Origin of the sequence: Cupriavidus basilensis (genome assembly GCF_008801925.2) — a bacterium.
In the GTDB taxonomy this organism is placed as follows: domain Bacteria; phylum Pseudomonadota; class Gammaproteobacteria; order Burkholderiales; family Burkholderiaceae; genus Cupriavidus; species Cupriavidus basilensis.
Window position 1 is genome coordinate 322,101 of sequence record NZ_CP062806.1, and the last position, 15,086, is coordinate 337,186.

Consider the following 15,086-nt stretch of genomic DNA (forward strand, 5'->3'; position numbering starts at 1 on the left):
ACCCAATCAACGGGAGTTGCACTGTGAAACTGAAGCACGCACTGATCAACGCGGCCTGCCTGGCCGTCACTTTCTCGGCCTCGTCGGCCATGGCCCAAAACGTGGTCGGCGGCGGCGCATCGCTGCCCGAGTTTCTGTACAAGGCGGAAATCGGCGCCTTTGCTCCGGACTATCTGTACGCCTCCACAGGCAGCGGTGCCGGCAAGACGGCCCTGCTGACCAACGTGGCAACTGCCTTCAACAACACCTACACGCCTCCGCGCACCGACGCGGTGGTTCATTTCGCCGGCAGCGATTCCGTGCTGTCGTCGACGGACATCAGCGGCTACACCCGCGCTGCAACTGACGGCAATCTGGTGCAGATGCCTTCCGTCGGCACTGCGGTAGGCATTCCGTTCAAGGTCGGTACGCTGAGCGCCCTTACCCTTACCGCCAACCAACTGTGCGGCATCTTCTCCGGCAAGTGGAAGACCTGGGACAAGGTCAACGCCAGCTATCCCGCCAGCGACATCAATGTCGTCTACCGCAGCGACAGCAGCGGCACGACCGAGATCTTCACCCGCCACCTGAACGCGGTCTGCAGCACGGCATCAGGCAATTCCCTGATCAACTTTCCGGTCACCACGCGCTTCTCCGACGTTGTGGCGCTGATCAATGCCGCGCCCAACGACCCGCTCAACCCGAAGAACGTGAGCACGAACTTTGTAGCTGCATCGCTGAGCGCTGGTGTCCGTGATGCGATCGATGCTCGCACCAATGTCATCGGTTACCTCAGCCCGGATTACATCAACACGACGCTGGCACCGACCTCGACCGCGGCCACGAAGAATCTGACTGCTGCATCGCTGCGCAACAAGAACAACTCCACGGCCTACACGCCCTCTTCCGCCAACACCACGTTGGCTCTGACCAACCTGACGCTGGGCAGCAATCTCGCTGACCCGACAAGCTGGGCGCCGACGGTCGCCGATCCCGCCAGTGGCTACCCGATTTCGGGCGTGACCTTCCTCGACCACGTGACGTGCTACAGCAACAGCAGCGTGCTGAGCAAGATCCTGGGCTTCCTAGACCGTCACTACACCTATAGCGGTGTCAACGACAACACGTCGCGAATCGAAGGCAACGGCTTCGCCAAGCTGCCGGCCACGATCGTCACTGCGATCCGCAACAACCTGCTGACCAATAGCAGCGGCAATAACCTGAACCTCGGCAACGCTACCGCGTGCTCGGGCAAGGCCGGCCGCTGAGACGCGCCGATTGATGCAGTAGCTGCCGGCGCAATGCCGGCAGATCTCTGACAAACCCCACACCGTTCGAGTGTGGGGTTTCTTTTTTGGCGACGCCGGTCGTCATAGCCCCCTTTCTTTTAGACTCGCTGCAGAGGCAACTCAACAATCGGATTTGGAAAGCGAACATATGGAACGGCAGACAAAGATGATGGCGAGCAAAGAATGCGTCCATTCAACACCCGACATGCACGGATTGTGCGGCACTGGATGACCGTGCTGTCGAAGGCAGCGCGGCGGGGGCGAATTCGGAAGATCGATTTTGGTTACGTATCGATGCGCTGTAGTGTCCGCTGCAACTCAATTGTCGAGCTGGCGCATGCAAACCGAGAGCGCTTTGGCAGTTGGACATGGCACCACAGCCCCTCAAACCCAGCCGCGGCTGACCTTCATCTCGTGGCTACTCTACCGGAGAGATCGCGGCGCCGGCGGCGCCCCACTTGATCCGCCATCGCGGCGACGCACAGCGGGACGCGTTCGCACCCACCGTCACCGTCCGACCAGTACCCTCGGCGCACAGGTCCAGGGCCCGCCTCAGCATCTTGTCGACGCTGCGCATTGACAGGCGATGAAACGCCGCCACCTCCTGGCGAGTCTGCTCTTCGACGCGCAGCGCGACCAGGACCGCTTGATGGCGATATGGCAGGCGACCGAGAGCATCGACCACCGCCACAAGCTCGGACCGGGCCTCGGCAATGGTTGCCGGACCTGGCGCGGCGTCGACGATGTACTCCAGTTCGGCGCCGGCGTCACCAGTATATTGCCACGACCGGTTGGCGCGCAGGCGGTCCACCGCCTGGTTGCAGGCCATGCGGTACACGTAGGCTTCGGGACTCTGGATCTGCGCGCAAACCCTCCGTTTTCCCAATTGCAGCCAGGCATCGTGCAGGGACTCGCTAGCCAGGTCGGGACAACGCAGATGACGCAATAGCCGGCTGTGCAGCCGGTCGTAGTTCGCCACTAGGAACTCGCGCAGCATCACGCTGTGATCGCCCTCGACGAAGGTGACGCGGGCTGCGTCGGCAACCGCGTCGCCCCCCTCCACGCAGGATTCGTTATTCAGGTCCATGACGGATCTGCCTCCATCTACCATGACAAAACCTGCCGCATGACCGGCACTTAATGCGGACGTTGCCGCCCCGATGGCATCCCTACGACAGGCAAGCGGTTGCAATAGCAAGCCAGCAAGCCATGCCCGAGTCAAGGGCGAAGCGATCCCCGGCCCTGCCTCGCGAGCGCGGCGACAGGCCGGGAAAGCCAAGTCCTATACCTGCCCTAGCGGTCTTGCTGCAACTGGCGGCGCTGCTCCGCGGTCAAGCGCGCTACTTGCCTGACATCGAAGTCCCCGCCAACGCCCACGAACTGCACTGGACTCGTTGCGTCGTAGGGGATGTGGCCGAGCTGCCCGGAACGCGGCGGCACATTGCTCTGCTCGCCTTCAGTGGGCGGCGATTGCTCGTTGCCAAAACCCAATACCCGCACCGTGAAGATGGATGGCAGATTCTGACGGGCCGCTGCACGATCGCGCTGCGTTGCGTCCTGCGCCGCCGTCGCCGCCTGCGCCGCGGCCGAGCTCGCATTGGTCAGCGCACCGACGTTCACCGCCGCGATCGTCGGCAGGCCCGTCGCCTTGCCCTGCCCCACGATATTGGCCGCGTTGACGATCTGCAGCGCCGCCAGGTTGATGTTGCCCGAGAACCGGATGCCCGCCTCGCCTGCATCGATGGTGCCCAGCGGGGCGTACAGGTCCACGTCGCCGGCCGGCACGTCGGCAATCGGCGCCAGCGTGGCGATACCGGCGCCCGACGATGGCGTCTGCGAAGACAGCTTCACGTTGCCGTAGTCGTCGTACACCCGCTTGGGCGGCGTGTAGACCACCGTCGTCTTGGAGCCCCGCCCAGCATTGATGTCGCCTTCGGCCGACCATGCCAGGATGCTGCCGCCGAAGGTGGTCATGATGCGCGACAGGCCCAGCAGCACGCTGCCCTTGGAGTACAGTTCGATGTCGCCTGCGCCTTGCGTGACGATGCCAGAGGATGCCGGGGGTACCGTGCCCTGTACGCCCGCGACGATCTGGCCTGCCGGCGCCAGCATCTGGATGTCGCCGCCGAACAGCGTGCGGATGCCTGAGCCGCCGAACATCGTGATATCCCCCGTGCGCGCGATCTTGCCGCCCTGGGCATCGCGCTCGGGGAACAGCGCCGCGATGGCGTTGCGCCCGCGCAAGTAGCTGCCATAGCGCCGACTGTCGGGATCGTTGTACTCGCGCCCGCCGGCCTTCAGTTCGGCGTAGTAGACCTCACGCAGGAACACGCTTTGCTGCTCGGGTGCGAGTGCATTGAAATAAGCCAGGGCCTCGGCACCAGTGCCAGCATAACCGTAGCGCTCCCTGAGCCATGCAGCCAATTCGCCTTCGTAGGTCCTGGCGACCTTGCCCGAGCCGTCCAACGGCGTGGCGGCTGGCAACCGATTGGCGGGGTCGAGGTAGCGTTTGAGCGCCGCATAGTCCGGACCATTGGACCCGACACCGGCCATGGCCACGATGGATGCGCCGGGACGGCTGTCCCCGCTGGCGAGCGGACCGATGCTGGCGATCGAGCCCTTGTCGCCCTGGTAGAAATTGCGGCCTGCCGAGATCTCCAGTGTGCCTGGGCCCGCCACCTGGAAGTTGGCTTGAAGGATGTCGCGTCCTGCCCGTACCAATGACACATCGGTGGCATCGGGGTGGTAGATGAGGTTGCCCGAAGATGCCGCGCCATAGTTGCCGTTAGCATAGAAGGGCTTGCCGTCAGTGTAGTGGTCAGGTTGTGCGCCGGCACCCACGATGTCGCGCCCTGCCATGATCCAGACCGGCTTGGCCGCGACATTCCACTGATTGACCGGCTTGTTCGAAACCTGTTTTCCGCTGTTGGTGAAATCCAGCACCTCGCCGGTTCTTAACCCAATGATGTCACCATCGACCGCATAGAAGCGCTGCGGCTCATAGTCACCGGCGTGAAGAATGCCCGTCACCGTATTGGGACCGAAGGCGTAGAGCGGCAAGCCATAGTCAAGCCCGCCGCCATCCACGCTGATGTTCGTGAACAGCGCGCCGCCAACCCCGGTCGGACCCATAAAGGCCGCCTTGAACGGCGTCGGCAGCACGCCCATGCCGGCACCCGACATGTTGATCGGCATGCCCAGTGTCTGGATCGAATTGCGCGCGAGAATTTCCAGTTGCCCGCGCGGCGACGGCGCCAGCGCCAGCGAGGTCACATAGCCGTTTTCGTAGAATTTGGCACCGTAGTAGATACTGCCTTCGGCCGCCGCGGCGCGCAGGATCGATGGATAGTCCCCCCCTTGGCGGTTGTCGTTGATATTCACACCGACAGTGGTGGGCGTGAGGTTGCCGCCGGCGGCAAACAGATCGACTGCCGTGCGATCGGTCCACAGCGTGAACCAGCTGTAGCCGCCGCCCTTGTAAGGTATCGTCACGCCGTTGGACGTGATGCTGTAGGGCGTGGTGTTCTGCTGTGCCGTGCGGCCGGGATCCTCGGCGCTCGACAGCACCAGATCGCCGCGCGAGGTGAAGGACACGGCAGTGTCGCCCGCCAGCACCAGTGGTCCGCCGTTCGAGCGGCCGCCATTGGCCACATTGGGATCGGGCGCGCGTGGATCGGCCGTGTACGAGGGTGCGCTCATGCCATAGCCGAGATCGATGCGCCCGATGGAACCGGCGCTCACTTCGATGGCGCCGCGCACATTGGTCAGCACGCCATTAAGGTTAGCTGCCAGCGTGTTACCGCGTACCAACGTTGATACGCCGTACTTGCTAGGATTGACGTTGGGATCGAGCGGGTTGAGCGCACCGCCGATCCGGATGCTCACGTCCCCGCCGCCGCTCTGAATCAATCGGCCATCGGCGGTAACGCGGCCCGTGCCGCCTGCGGCGACCGTCAAGCCCTGGCTGACCGGTTTGATGTCATCACCCATGCCGTCGATCACGCCGGCATCGCCCCCGGTCCGGATGGCGACATTGCCGCCACCCAGGGCGCCGAAGCCAGTGAAGCCGACCAACCGAGGCTCGCCGCCGGCATAGGAAGGCAGCGGCACGCCGCTGCCATTCAGCGGTAGCACGTAGGTGCCAAAGTTCACCCACCAGGCGGTGGGCAGGCCGGATATCTCGGCACCCTGCCGCCATAGCCAGTTGCCTGTGGCATTGGAAGGCAGAAGGCTATCGGCGTTTGAAGAATTGAACACCGTCAAGCCCGTGAGCTTGCCCTGGGCCGTCAACAGCAGATTGCCCCCGTTTTCCGGGTACCACGCCTGATAAAGGCTGGACGATCCAGCGACAAGGCTTTCGTAGCCACTGCCATCGGGGCCCAGCACGCTGGCGCCGCTGCCGTCTGGCTGCCGCCCGCGCGGCTGGTTGTACGGATTAGAGCCGTCGGCCGCGAGCACCGGCACCGACTGGGTACCCGCCGTATAAACGCCGAACAGCGACTTCATCGAGACATCGCCTCCGGCCAGCAGATCGAGATCGCCAGTACCGGTGCGCACCACACTGATGGCCTTCGCAGTCTTCGTCGGCCCGCTGAAATGCTCATCGTCGAGCACCAGATTGCCCGTCCTCGTTGCCTGCAGCGCACGCGTATCCACCGACGTGACATCGGCGCCGCTCGCTAGGCGCATCGACCACGATTGAGATCCGGCCGGCAGCATTGGCGATACCGCCCAGAGCCGGCCAGGCTCAGGGCGCGGGCCCGACGATGAGATAGTGATCGGACTTGGCGATCCGGCTCCGATGGAGATATAGCTCGTGACGGTGCCGCGCGGTACCGTCATGCCGGGATCGTAATAGTCGTTCTCGGTGATGTCGACGATGACACCGCCGTCGGGCACGACATAATCGATTTCAATCGTCTTGGCTTCCCTGGTCAAGAGAGGCGACGGCAGCGTTTCACCTGGACGGACACGCAGCGAAACGACCCAACCGTAATCATCTGCGGTTTCCGGCGGCGGCGCAAAGCCATCATTGATACTGCCCTTGATGGTGAGGTCACCGCCGGCGCGCAGCGTCAGGACGCCCGGCTCGCCCGAGCCGCGCGTGAACGGATCCGCACCCGGACCATAGCGGTAGCCCGAGAAATCAAGATCGCCATCGACCACCAGGCTGCCATTGGCCATGGCGCTGGCGATCTCCACACCGGGACGCAGATGGTAAGCCGCGCCGTAGGCCCTGAGTCCGGCCAGGCGCCCTTGCAGACCGGCATTGCTCCAGGCGGCGCCGATGAAAGCCCTGCTGTCCGCATCGATGCCGTCCAGGTAAGCCTGCGTGATCACCTGGACCGGACGGCCGTCAGCCGAAGGCGTCCCTGGCGGCGCGTCGATGTAGCGCCGGAAGCCGTTCACCGCGACGCTCTTCGCACCGTCGATGAAGACAGGTCCGGCCGCGTCGACAGCGATGTCGCCATCACTCCCATCAAGGCGCGGTGCATTCAGACTGACCGTACCGCGCGCGACGCCATCCGCCGCACGCACATCGATCGTCGCGCCGGAGGCGATTCGCAGCCAGCCTGGCAAGCCGGTGACGGGGTTCTTGCCGGCCGTAAGATCGACAATCGCCCGGTTGGGCGCATCGATCGGCTGGCCGTAGCTGTCCACGCGCAACTGAGTGCCATGCGCATCCAGCACGGCGTTGGACGTCAGGGTCAGGCCGTCGCGCGCAGCCAGCCGGATCGTGCCCACCTGCGGTCCGCTCGCATCGACCCGGCCGTTGACCGTCAGGCTACCGCCATCGACCGACACATTGATGCTGTTGGCCTTGATCTCATCGCCGACGACGAGGTTGAGCCCCTCCCTCTTCAGCTGGAAGCTGCGGCCACCGAGCACACCGTTACCGTTGAGGCGCTGGTTGAGCCTCGCGAAATCGCCAATAGCCTGGGCCCGCACGTCGATCGTCGCACCCGGATACGGCACCAGCGTGCCGCCGGCGTCATGGGTGCCGCTGGCGGCGCCGAGAATGGCGCCGGCCAGCGTCACATCCCCCGCGGCCGCATCGGTTGCAGCCGCGGACAGCGAGCCGCCACGATTGTTCTTCGCCGAGAGGTCGATCACCGATCCGGATGCCTGGGCGATATTGCCATGCGCGCTGGAGAGGATCAGGTCGCCGCCCCAGCTGTACTTGCGGACGTCGAAGAAGCTGACCTCGCGTCCCGCCAGATCGATGTGCGCGGTGTCCCCCAACCGGATATCGCCGTCGGCCTCTACGGTAAGCTTGCCGCTGGGCAGCGACACCACGCTGTCGAGCGTCACCGTCCGCCCCTTGAGGCCGATCTCCGCACCCAGCACGCCAGTACTCGCCGCGGCAGTACCCGCGGGCGCAGACACCGTCAGGGCACCGCCCGCCGTGTAGCGGTTGATCGACGCGGCAGCGCCGGTCAGCAGCGGCGTGACCAGATTGAGGTTGCCTCCCGCGTAGGAGGCCGCATCGGTGCCGCTCTGGTACACCGCCAGGGTGTTGCGATTGTTGGCGGTAATGCGCTGGCGGGCATTCAGGTTGACCGTAGCGAAGCCCAGCGCCAGCCGGTCCAGCGTGAGCTGCGTATCGGGCTGCGTGAACCTGGGATAGCCAAAGACAATTTCGTCGGCCACGAGGTCTAGCGTGCCGGCACCGGTACCAGGACCGCCGGCTACCACCTTGGGCGGCGGCAGGCTGCCGGGTTGAGACATGGAGTCCCGCGCCTTGCCATCGCTGACGCCGTTCCAGAACAGCGTTCCCGTAGTCAGCGTCGCCTTGTCGCCGACGGCGCCCAGGCCATAGATGGCCGGCGTGCTAAGCACCAGTTCGGCAAGGCTCGACCTGCCGGTAGCCGGATCGATGGTGTTGAAGGAGGCGGGTCCGAGAAAGTTGACCGAACCGCCCGCCGACAGAATCAGGGTTTCGAGTTTTGGGATGCCGATCCCCGCATTGCCTCTGAGCAGGCCGTCGAACACCTGCTGGTTGAGGGTCAGGCCGTCGGGCAGCACGTGGGCGGCGGCGGCGGCATCGATTGCTGCCTGCTGTCCGATATTGATGCTGGGGGCCGCCACAGACAAATACCTGGCGCCGTAGCGCGCCTCCGGATCGAGCACCAGCTTGCCGGCCGCACTGACCACAAAGCCCAACGTGCCTTCCGTATACAACTCGGCCTTGCCCACCGTGATGCTAGACGAGGTATCGCTGGCTTGCGACACCAGGTCGACAAAGCCATTCGACAAGATCAGGGCGCCGGTCGCGCGATTGGCAAAATAGCGGTAGCCATCCGCCGTAGGAAAAGGAGTCGCACTCCCTCGTCCAAGGGTACTGATCCGCGCGCCGTCTTCCACGGTCACGCCATCAACACCCGCAGCCAAGAATATCTCGGGGGCCTCAAGCACAACGCCATTGCGAACGACGATGCCTTTGGCGCCGCCGAACAACGTAATCGTATTTTGAAATTGGACGACGTTGCCAATCATCATGCGATCCGCACCGACGGCGTTGAGGTCGTCTGCCGACAACGAAATGCGATCCGCGGCAGAAGGGGCTCCCGAAGACTTGATTTCAATACTTCCGCTTCCAGTCGTCGCAACGCTTAGCATGCCACCGTAGCCACCCCGGCCCGGAGTATACAGGGCATGGCCCTTGAAACTGAGTGCTGGCCCGGCACCCGGCTGCTCGGCATATGACAGGATCAACGACTTGGCATCCACCGGCAGTATCGGGCGCAATGCTCCCGATCGAGCCGCATCGGCGATCAGGAAGTTGGCATAGCTGGTCTCGTTGTATTGCGAATGGGCTCGCACCGTCTGGCCGGGCGTCACCATCAGCTGCGTCGGCTGCGCATCACGGTAACTGGTATTGGCGATGCCCTGATAGCCCGACACAAGCCAGGAACCGTTGCCGGCGGACATGGCGGCAACGCCCGCTGTCGACAACGCCGCTTGCCCGCCGACCTCCACGCGATAAGCGCCGGGTAGCAGCGCATAGCGCGCCGGCATCAGCGTATAGGTGCCCGCCGGCAAGCCTGGTACGCCGGCGGGCACGGTGATCTGCCGCCCGACGCCGGGCGCGGCGCCCGCAGAGGCGTCGATCGGGGCGACGCCCGGCTGTGCCCCCGGCACGATGGCATAGACCTTGTTTCCGGCCGCACTGAACCCATAGCCCGGCCCGGCATTGGCCAGCGGCGTAGTCAGCACGTCGACCGAGCCGCCGCGTCCACTGACGAATCCCGAACCCAGCAATTCGCCACCGCCGGACAGGTCGATCGTAGCGCCTTGCCGCACGTCGAACGCCTTGCCTGCCAGTGTGACGCCGGCGTTGAAATTCAGCGATCCACTCAGCGCATTGCCGCCGTGCGAATAGGTGATGCCGTCCACGGTACCGCCATAGGGCAGCACCAGACCGTTGGCGCTGACCGAGGTGATACTGCCGGGCAGCAGGTCGACCTTCTCGGTAACCGGCGGTTTGAGCGTACCGCTGCTTGACGTCGTGCCGAGCGTGATCGAACCCAGCGGGGCACGCAGCACGCCACCCTGTTCGATTTCCCTCGCGTAAATAATGAGGCCGCCGAATACCGACCCGGGAAGGGCCGGCAGCGCGTCACCCGTACGGCCCATGCGCACAGCATCCCGGGCCATGATGATCGAGCCCGGAGAGGAGATCGTGCCATTGGCGCTGCTGACTGGATAGATCTGCGAGGCGTTGAGATCCAGCGTGCGGCTACCGACGAGATTGCCGATCATCCGGATATCGCCCCGGCTGTTCAATGTCGCCCCGTCGAAGCCCGCATAGTCGAAAACGCGCGACCCGCCCTGCAATGGCACGGAGCCCGCGGCGCCGCCGAGTTGCAGCGCATGGATGTCGATCAGGTCGGCGTCGACCAGCAGCTTTGCGCTGCCCACCCGAGCGGAGGGCGTGATGGCGAGCAGATTGCCCTGTGCCTTCGGATAGACCGAGCTGCCGGTGATCGGTTTGCCCGGCGCCTCCCGAAATGCGACGTGCGGCGCGGCAAGCCGAACGGACACCGCGGAGCCGTCCGTGACCAGCGCCGAGTGGTAGAGCTCGATATTGCGGCCAAGCGCCAGATCGACATTGCCATCGAAGCGCACAATGTCGGCATAGGCCGAGAGACTGTCGAAGCCACCGGCCTTGATCTGTTCCGCGCTGATACGCGCGGTGCCGATCCGCAGCGGTTCGTCGGAGCCACTGGCGACGTAGTCCTGCCCGATGACCAGTTCGCGCACGAAGCGCACATCGTCGGGTATCAGCGGAATGGTATTGCTGGATTGATAACGCGCCGTTTCCAGCGTCAGAGTCAGCGTGCCGCCCCGGGCGCCTGCGCCACCGGCGGCGGCCGTCATCGTGCCGTCGAGGTATAGGCCATTGAACGAATTGAGCGCGATGGTACCACCGTTGCTGGCCAGCGCGAGCGGGCGGGACTGACCGCCCGGGGTCGATCCGGTGGGCAGATCGATCATGGTGCTCGTGCCGCTGGCGTCGAGCACCGCGCCCGGCCGGATCACAATGAACGCCTCGGCCGCCTGGGCGATGCCGTCCCCATTCTCGCGCCTGGTCGGCGCGCCGATGGTGATGCTGCCGCCATCGGGCGCGATGCCATAGCGCAAGCCCTCGCGATCCACTGCCGTCACGGCGCGCGCGGCCACATCCAGCACCGCATGCTCACCGATCAGGATCGAGCGCTGTCCCGGCGTCGAACCGGCCGGAGCATTTTCCCCTGCGGCCGTATTTGCCTGGATGACATCGATCGCGCCGCCAGCCGCTTGCAGTCTGCCGTCGATCGTGATCTGACCCGGGCTTTCGACCGCGATGCGACGGCCGGGGTCAACGGTGATCGACGCACCCGTGCCGATGTTGACGTTGCCCACGCCGCCGACCATGGCGGCATTCGACTTGAGCGCAACATCGGCGCCCGCGCGCTGCGCCAGTTTTCCGGCAACGGGGTCGTCCTGATACAGGGGCGGCGTCCAGATTTCGAAAACGGCGGACGGATCAGCCCCCGTAGTCACACCGGATGCCGCCGCCGACAGTCGATAGACTGGCATCGCTGCATCGATCTTCGTGCCTGCCGTGACGGCAAGGCTTTGATGACCGTCGATTGAGTAGCTGGAAAAGCCTTTCTGAAAGAGAGATGTGTCCAGATACTGAACAGGCTGGACCTTGACCGCCTGCGGCAGTCTCGTCCCCGCCGCGAGTTGCGTTCCAGCGGCAAACGTGGCGTCTTTCGGCGCGATTTTTCCGGCAGCTATCACCACCTGAACAGGCTGAATGGGTATGCCATTCGGAAATATGCTGGCAGGAACAACATAGCTGGCCGGAAACTCACTTGGAGAATAGATCGCGGTGATGACCGAGCCGGCGCCAAATGACGGCTGCGACCAGGGATATACCGGCGTATAGACCCCGTCGACCATCAAACCATAGAAGTTACTGGTCGCGGGCGGTGGAGTCCAGTCCTGTGCCAGCACAACCGGATGGCTTTCGGAGAAATTGGGAGCTCCGCCAACAGCCTCGCCCGGCAGCGAAACGGTCTTGGCGTATTGATAAGTGATCGGCAGGACATCGCCAGCCTTGACGGTGAACGCCTCGGTAGTGACGAGATTAACCACGGCCGCCTCGCCCACCCCGAGCGTGCCGTTGGTCTCAAGCACCGTGCCGCCAATGGCGATGGCTGGCCCGGCGCCGATGGTGAGCGTGCCGCCGCCATTGACGCCATAGCCTCTGATGTCCCCACTCAGCGTCAGCGTGCCCGCCCCGTTGCCCCCGTCATCGGCACTCAGTTTCACATCGCCGCCCTTGCCGCCCTTGATCTTGCCATTGGCCAGAATCGCAGCACCCGACGACACATCGATCAGGCTGCCCGCGCTGAGCGTTACGTCCTGCGTCGAGCCAAGCGTAACGCTGCCGCCGTCCAGGTAAGCCAGGCGGGACAGATCAGCCGGGCCTTGCTGCGCATTGGTCCACAGTCCCCGCGCATCGATGGTTCTTCCGGCAGCCAGCGTCACGCCCGCGTGGCCGTCCGGCGTCAGCAGTACTTCGGGGCTACTGGCCTGGAAGAGGTTGCCGACGGCCACCTGGCCGCCACGCGCGGTGATATCCGCATTGATGCTGGTGACGGTAGAGGTGATTGAGAGCCGTCCGCCATTGGCGAGGACAAGCGGGGCATCTACCGCGACCTGGCCGCGGGTTGCGAGGTCCAGCCCGCCGAGTTGTTGCCCGTTGAGACGAGCTGCGTCCAGCCACACCGTACTCAATCGTGTCGCTTCCAGCGCATCGGTCACCGCCATATTCGACGTGATGCTGTCGATATTGCCAATCTTCACATCGCTGCTGAATGCATTGGTGCGCCCCAACGCGCCATACTGCCCCAGCGCCAGGCTGCCCGCGCGGGCCACCGCGCTCTGGCTCTGCTTGTAAGCATCCGTCACGCCGGCCGAGGCGGCACGCGTCTGCTGCGCGCCATTGAAGACGGTGGCGACGATGTCGCCTTCGAGCACCGCCGTCGGCGCGCTAACGATCAGCTGGCCCGCATCCCGGCCCACCGTATAGCCGTTCTCCAGCAGCCGCTGCGGCGCGATCAGCGGTGTGTGGTAATACTCCGTCGTATTCTTGCCCCAGCGCGCATGCTCGCTCTCGAAACCCTTGTACACGCCGGTGAACACGATGTCCGCCGGCGCACTGTTGACGTTGTACAGCCGCCCGTCGCTGCCTTTGAGCCAGGTCTGGTTCAGGTACCCGGTCTGCACGTTCAGGCTTCCGCCAGACAGGTTCACGCTGGAGCCGGCCTGGGTGACGACCTCCTTGCCGCCCAACACAATGGTGCCGCCTTGCGCGGCCCACTCCCCGATGCCGTGGCCCTGGTTGTTCAGATACCCCCCGACTTCCAGCAGGCCGCCCGCCGTGTACCAACGCTCGCCCGCGTATCCCCCGGTGCCGGCAGGCACGTAGGTCAACCTGCGACGGTCGATCCAGACGTTCGCGTTGAGCAGGTTGCCGCTGTCGCGGTTACCCGGCGCATCGCGCTGCTCGTTGCCCTGCACGTTGATCTTGACGTTGTTCGCTTCCATCGCCAGGCTCACACCCACCGCGCCGGAGACATCGAGCTGGGCCCTGTCCGCCAAGAAACTGCGCCTGGCCGCGCTGACCGCGATCTGGCCACCGGTGGCGAGCGTCAGCGAATTACCGTCGAGGAGTACGTCGCCGCCTGAAACGATCTCGATGCGCGACTGGTCGCGCCGATCCGGCAGGCGCGCGAGATTATCGAAGGCGCCGGCGGCCATCTGGGCACGTACCTTGTCCTGATCCGCCGAATCCTTGATCAGCGCATCGCGCTGGCTGTCCAAAGCACGGGCCGTGCCGTCGTCCTCGATCAGGATCGCGGTGGTGGCACCCTGGCCCAGCGTGACCTTGCCCTGCTTATCGCTGGCCGAGTTCAGCAGGTGGATCGTGCCGCGCGTGTTCACGGTGGTGCTGGCCACGGCCACGCCGTCTTGCCGCACGTCGCGCCCGGCCAGCGTGATGTCGCCTTCGCGGGCCAGAATCAAGCCGGTGTTGCCCACCTTGCCGGCCATGCTATCGGCGGCGAACTGCGGTGCGATTTCATTGCCGCGCGTGGTCGAGGCGGTGTTGCCCTCGGTCCCCGCGCCCTTGCGGATGATGAAGCTGTCGCCGGCGGCCAACTGGGTCTGGCCCCGGTGCGTGGTGATCGCGCCGGCGTTGTTCACTTCGCTGCCCAGCAGCATGACGTAGCCACCGCCATCGGTGACGCGCGACGGCTCACGCGCCGTAATCCGCGCCCCCGCCTGCACCTGCACCTTGCCCAGCGCGTCGGTAAAGCTCGGCGTGGTGGCGTTGGGTCCGTAGATGCCGTTCTTCTGGAACTGGTCGTTGCTGATGTTGGCTGCGGCGGCCACCAGGTTGCGGGTGTCGACCTGGCTGCTGCCGTTGAAAATGATGCCGTTACGGTTGACGACCATCACCGTGCCGTCGCCCTGGATCTGCCCCTGGATCTGGCTGGGCCGCGCCTGCGGATCGTTGACCCGGTTGAGCACAGCCCAGTCCTTTTGCTGCGCGAAGGCCACCGTGGTGCTTTTTCCGACGTTGAACGTCTCCCAACTCAGGATCGCTTTGTCGGCCGTTTGCTGGATGGCCACCGTGGTCCTGCCATCCACCACGGTCTGCACCGGGGCCTTGGCGTTGTGCCAACTGGCGGTCAGGCTGTTGCTGTCGACCTTGAGGCCGCCGTCGGCAAGACCATCCGGAACCGAAGCCTCCTTGAGGGCGGCCAGCCGGGCGGCGGCTTGTGCAGACTGCTGGGCGGCGATGGCCTGCGCCGCCGCGCCGAGGTTCGCAATGGAGCGCTGTAGTTGAGCGTTGGCCAGTTGCTGCTGTCCTTGCGGGCCGGTCAACGACGAGGCCGGCGTCCCGTTGGGTAGCCTGCCGGTCTGCGCCGCCGTACTTTGTGCGGCGCCCTTGGCCGCGAACCAGGCACCGCTGAAGGCCTGCTGCGCATGCACATCGGCGACGAGTCCGCTGGCTACCAGCGCCACGGCGATCGGTGCCATGCGGAACGCCCGTCCCTCTTGCATTCCCGGCGATGGTGCCGTCGTCGCGCCTCTGTGTCCGCCTGTGCTCATGTGGAATTCCCGCCCGAAAGTTTGAGTCGATGCCAATCGCCTGCCCGCCTCGCGTCGGGTAGCTCACGTCCATTAGGGCCATCACATGTCCACCGACTCGCGCCGGCGACAAAACGCCCCCCCTGTCTAAGGGACGAACAGCGT

General features: G+C 64.8%; 3 protein-coding genes. 1 reads left to right on the plus strand and 2 read right to left on the minus strand.

Features of this window, described 5'->3' with window-relative positions; translation table 11 throughout:
* The first annotated feature begins 23 nt into the window (after positions 1 to 23).
* On the plus strand, positions 24 to 1,247 hold the full coding sequence (locus F7R26_RS39070; protein ID WP_170301798.1) for a substrate-binding domain-containing protein: 1,224 nt from the start codon (positions 24 to 26) through the stop codon (positions 1,245 to 1,247).
* A 439-nt stretch (positions 1,248 to 1,686) separates the two neighbouring features.
* Here the strand turns inward: F7R26_RS39070 and F7R26_RS39075 are convergent, their stop codons facing one another.
* Both F7R26_RS39075 and F7R26_RS39080 read right to left on the minus strand, forming a co-directional pair.
* On the minus strand, positions 1,687 to 2,355 hold the full coding sequence (locus F7R26_RS39075) for an RNA polymerase sigma factor (protein ID WP_170301799.1): 669 nt from the start codon (positions 2,353 to 2,355) through the stop codon (positions 1,687 to 1,689).
* A 206-nt stretch (positions 2,356 to 2,561) separates the two neighbouring features.
* Positions 2,562 to 14,870 (minus strand): filamentous haemagglutinin family protein, encoded by a 12,309-nt coding sequence (locus tag F7R26_RS39080; RefSeq protein WP_241754834.1) that lies wholly within the window; start codon positions 14,868 to 14,870, stop codon positions 2,562 to 2,564.
* Between the last annotated feature and the right edge of the window lie 216 nt (positions 14,871 to 15,086).

Excerpts from the sequence above, each read along its gene's own strand:
- F7R26_RS39075 (WP_170301799.1), bottom strand. The coding sequence starts at position 2,355 with ATGGACCTGAATAACGAATCCTGCGTGGAGGGGGGCGACGCGGTTGCC.
- F7R26_RS39080 (WP_241754834.1), bottom strand. The coding sequence starts at position 14,870 with ATGGCACCGATCGCCGTGGCGCTGGTAGCCAGCGGACTCGTCGCCGAT.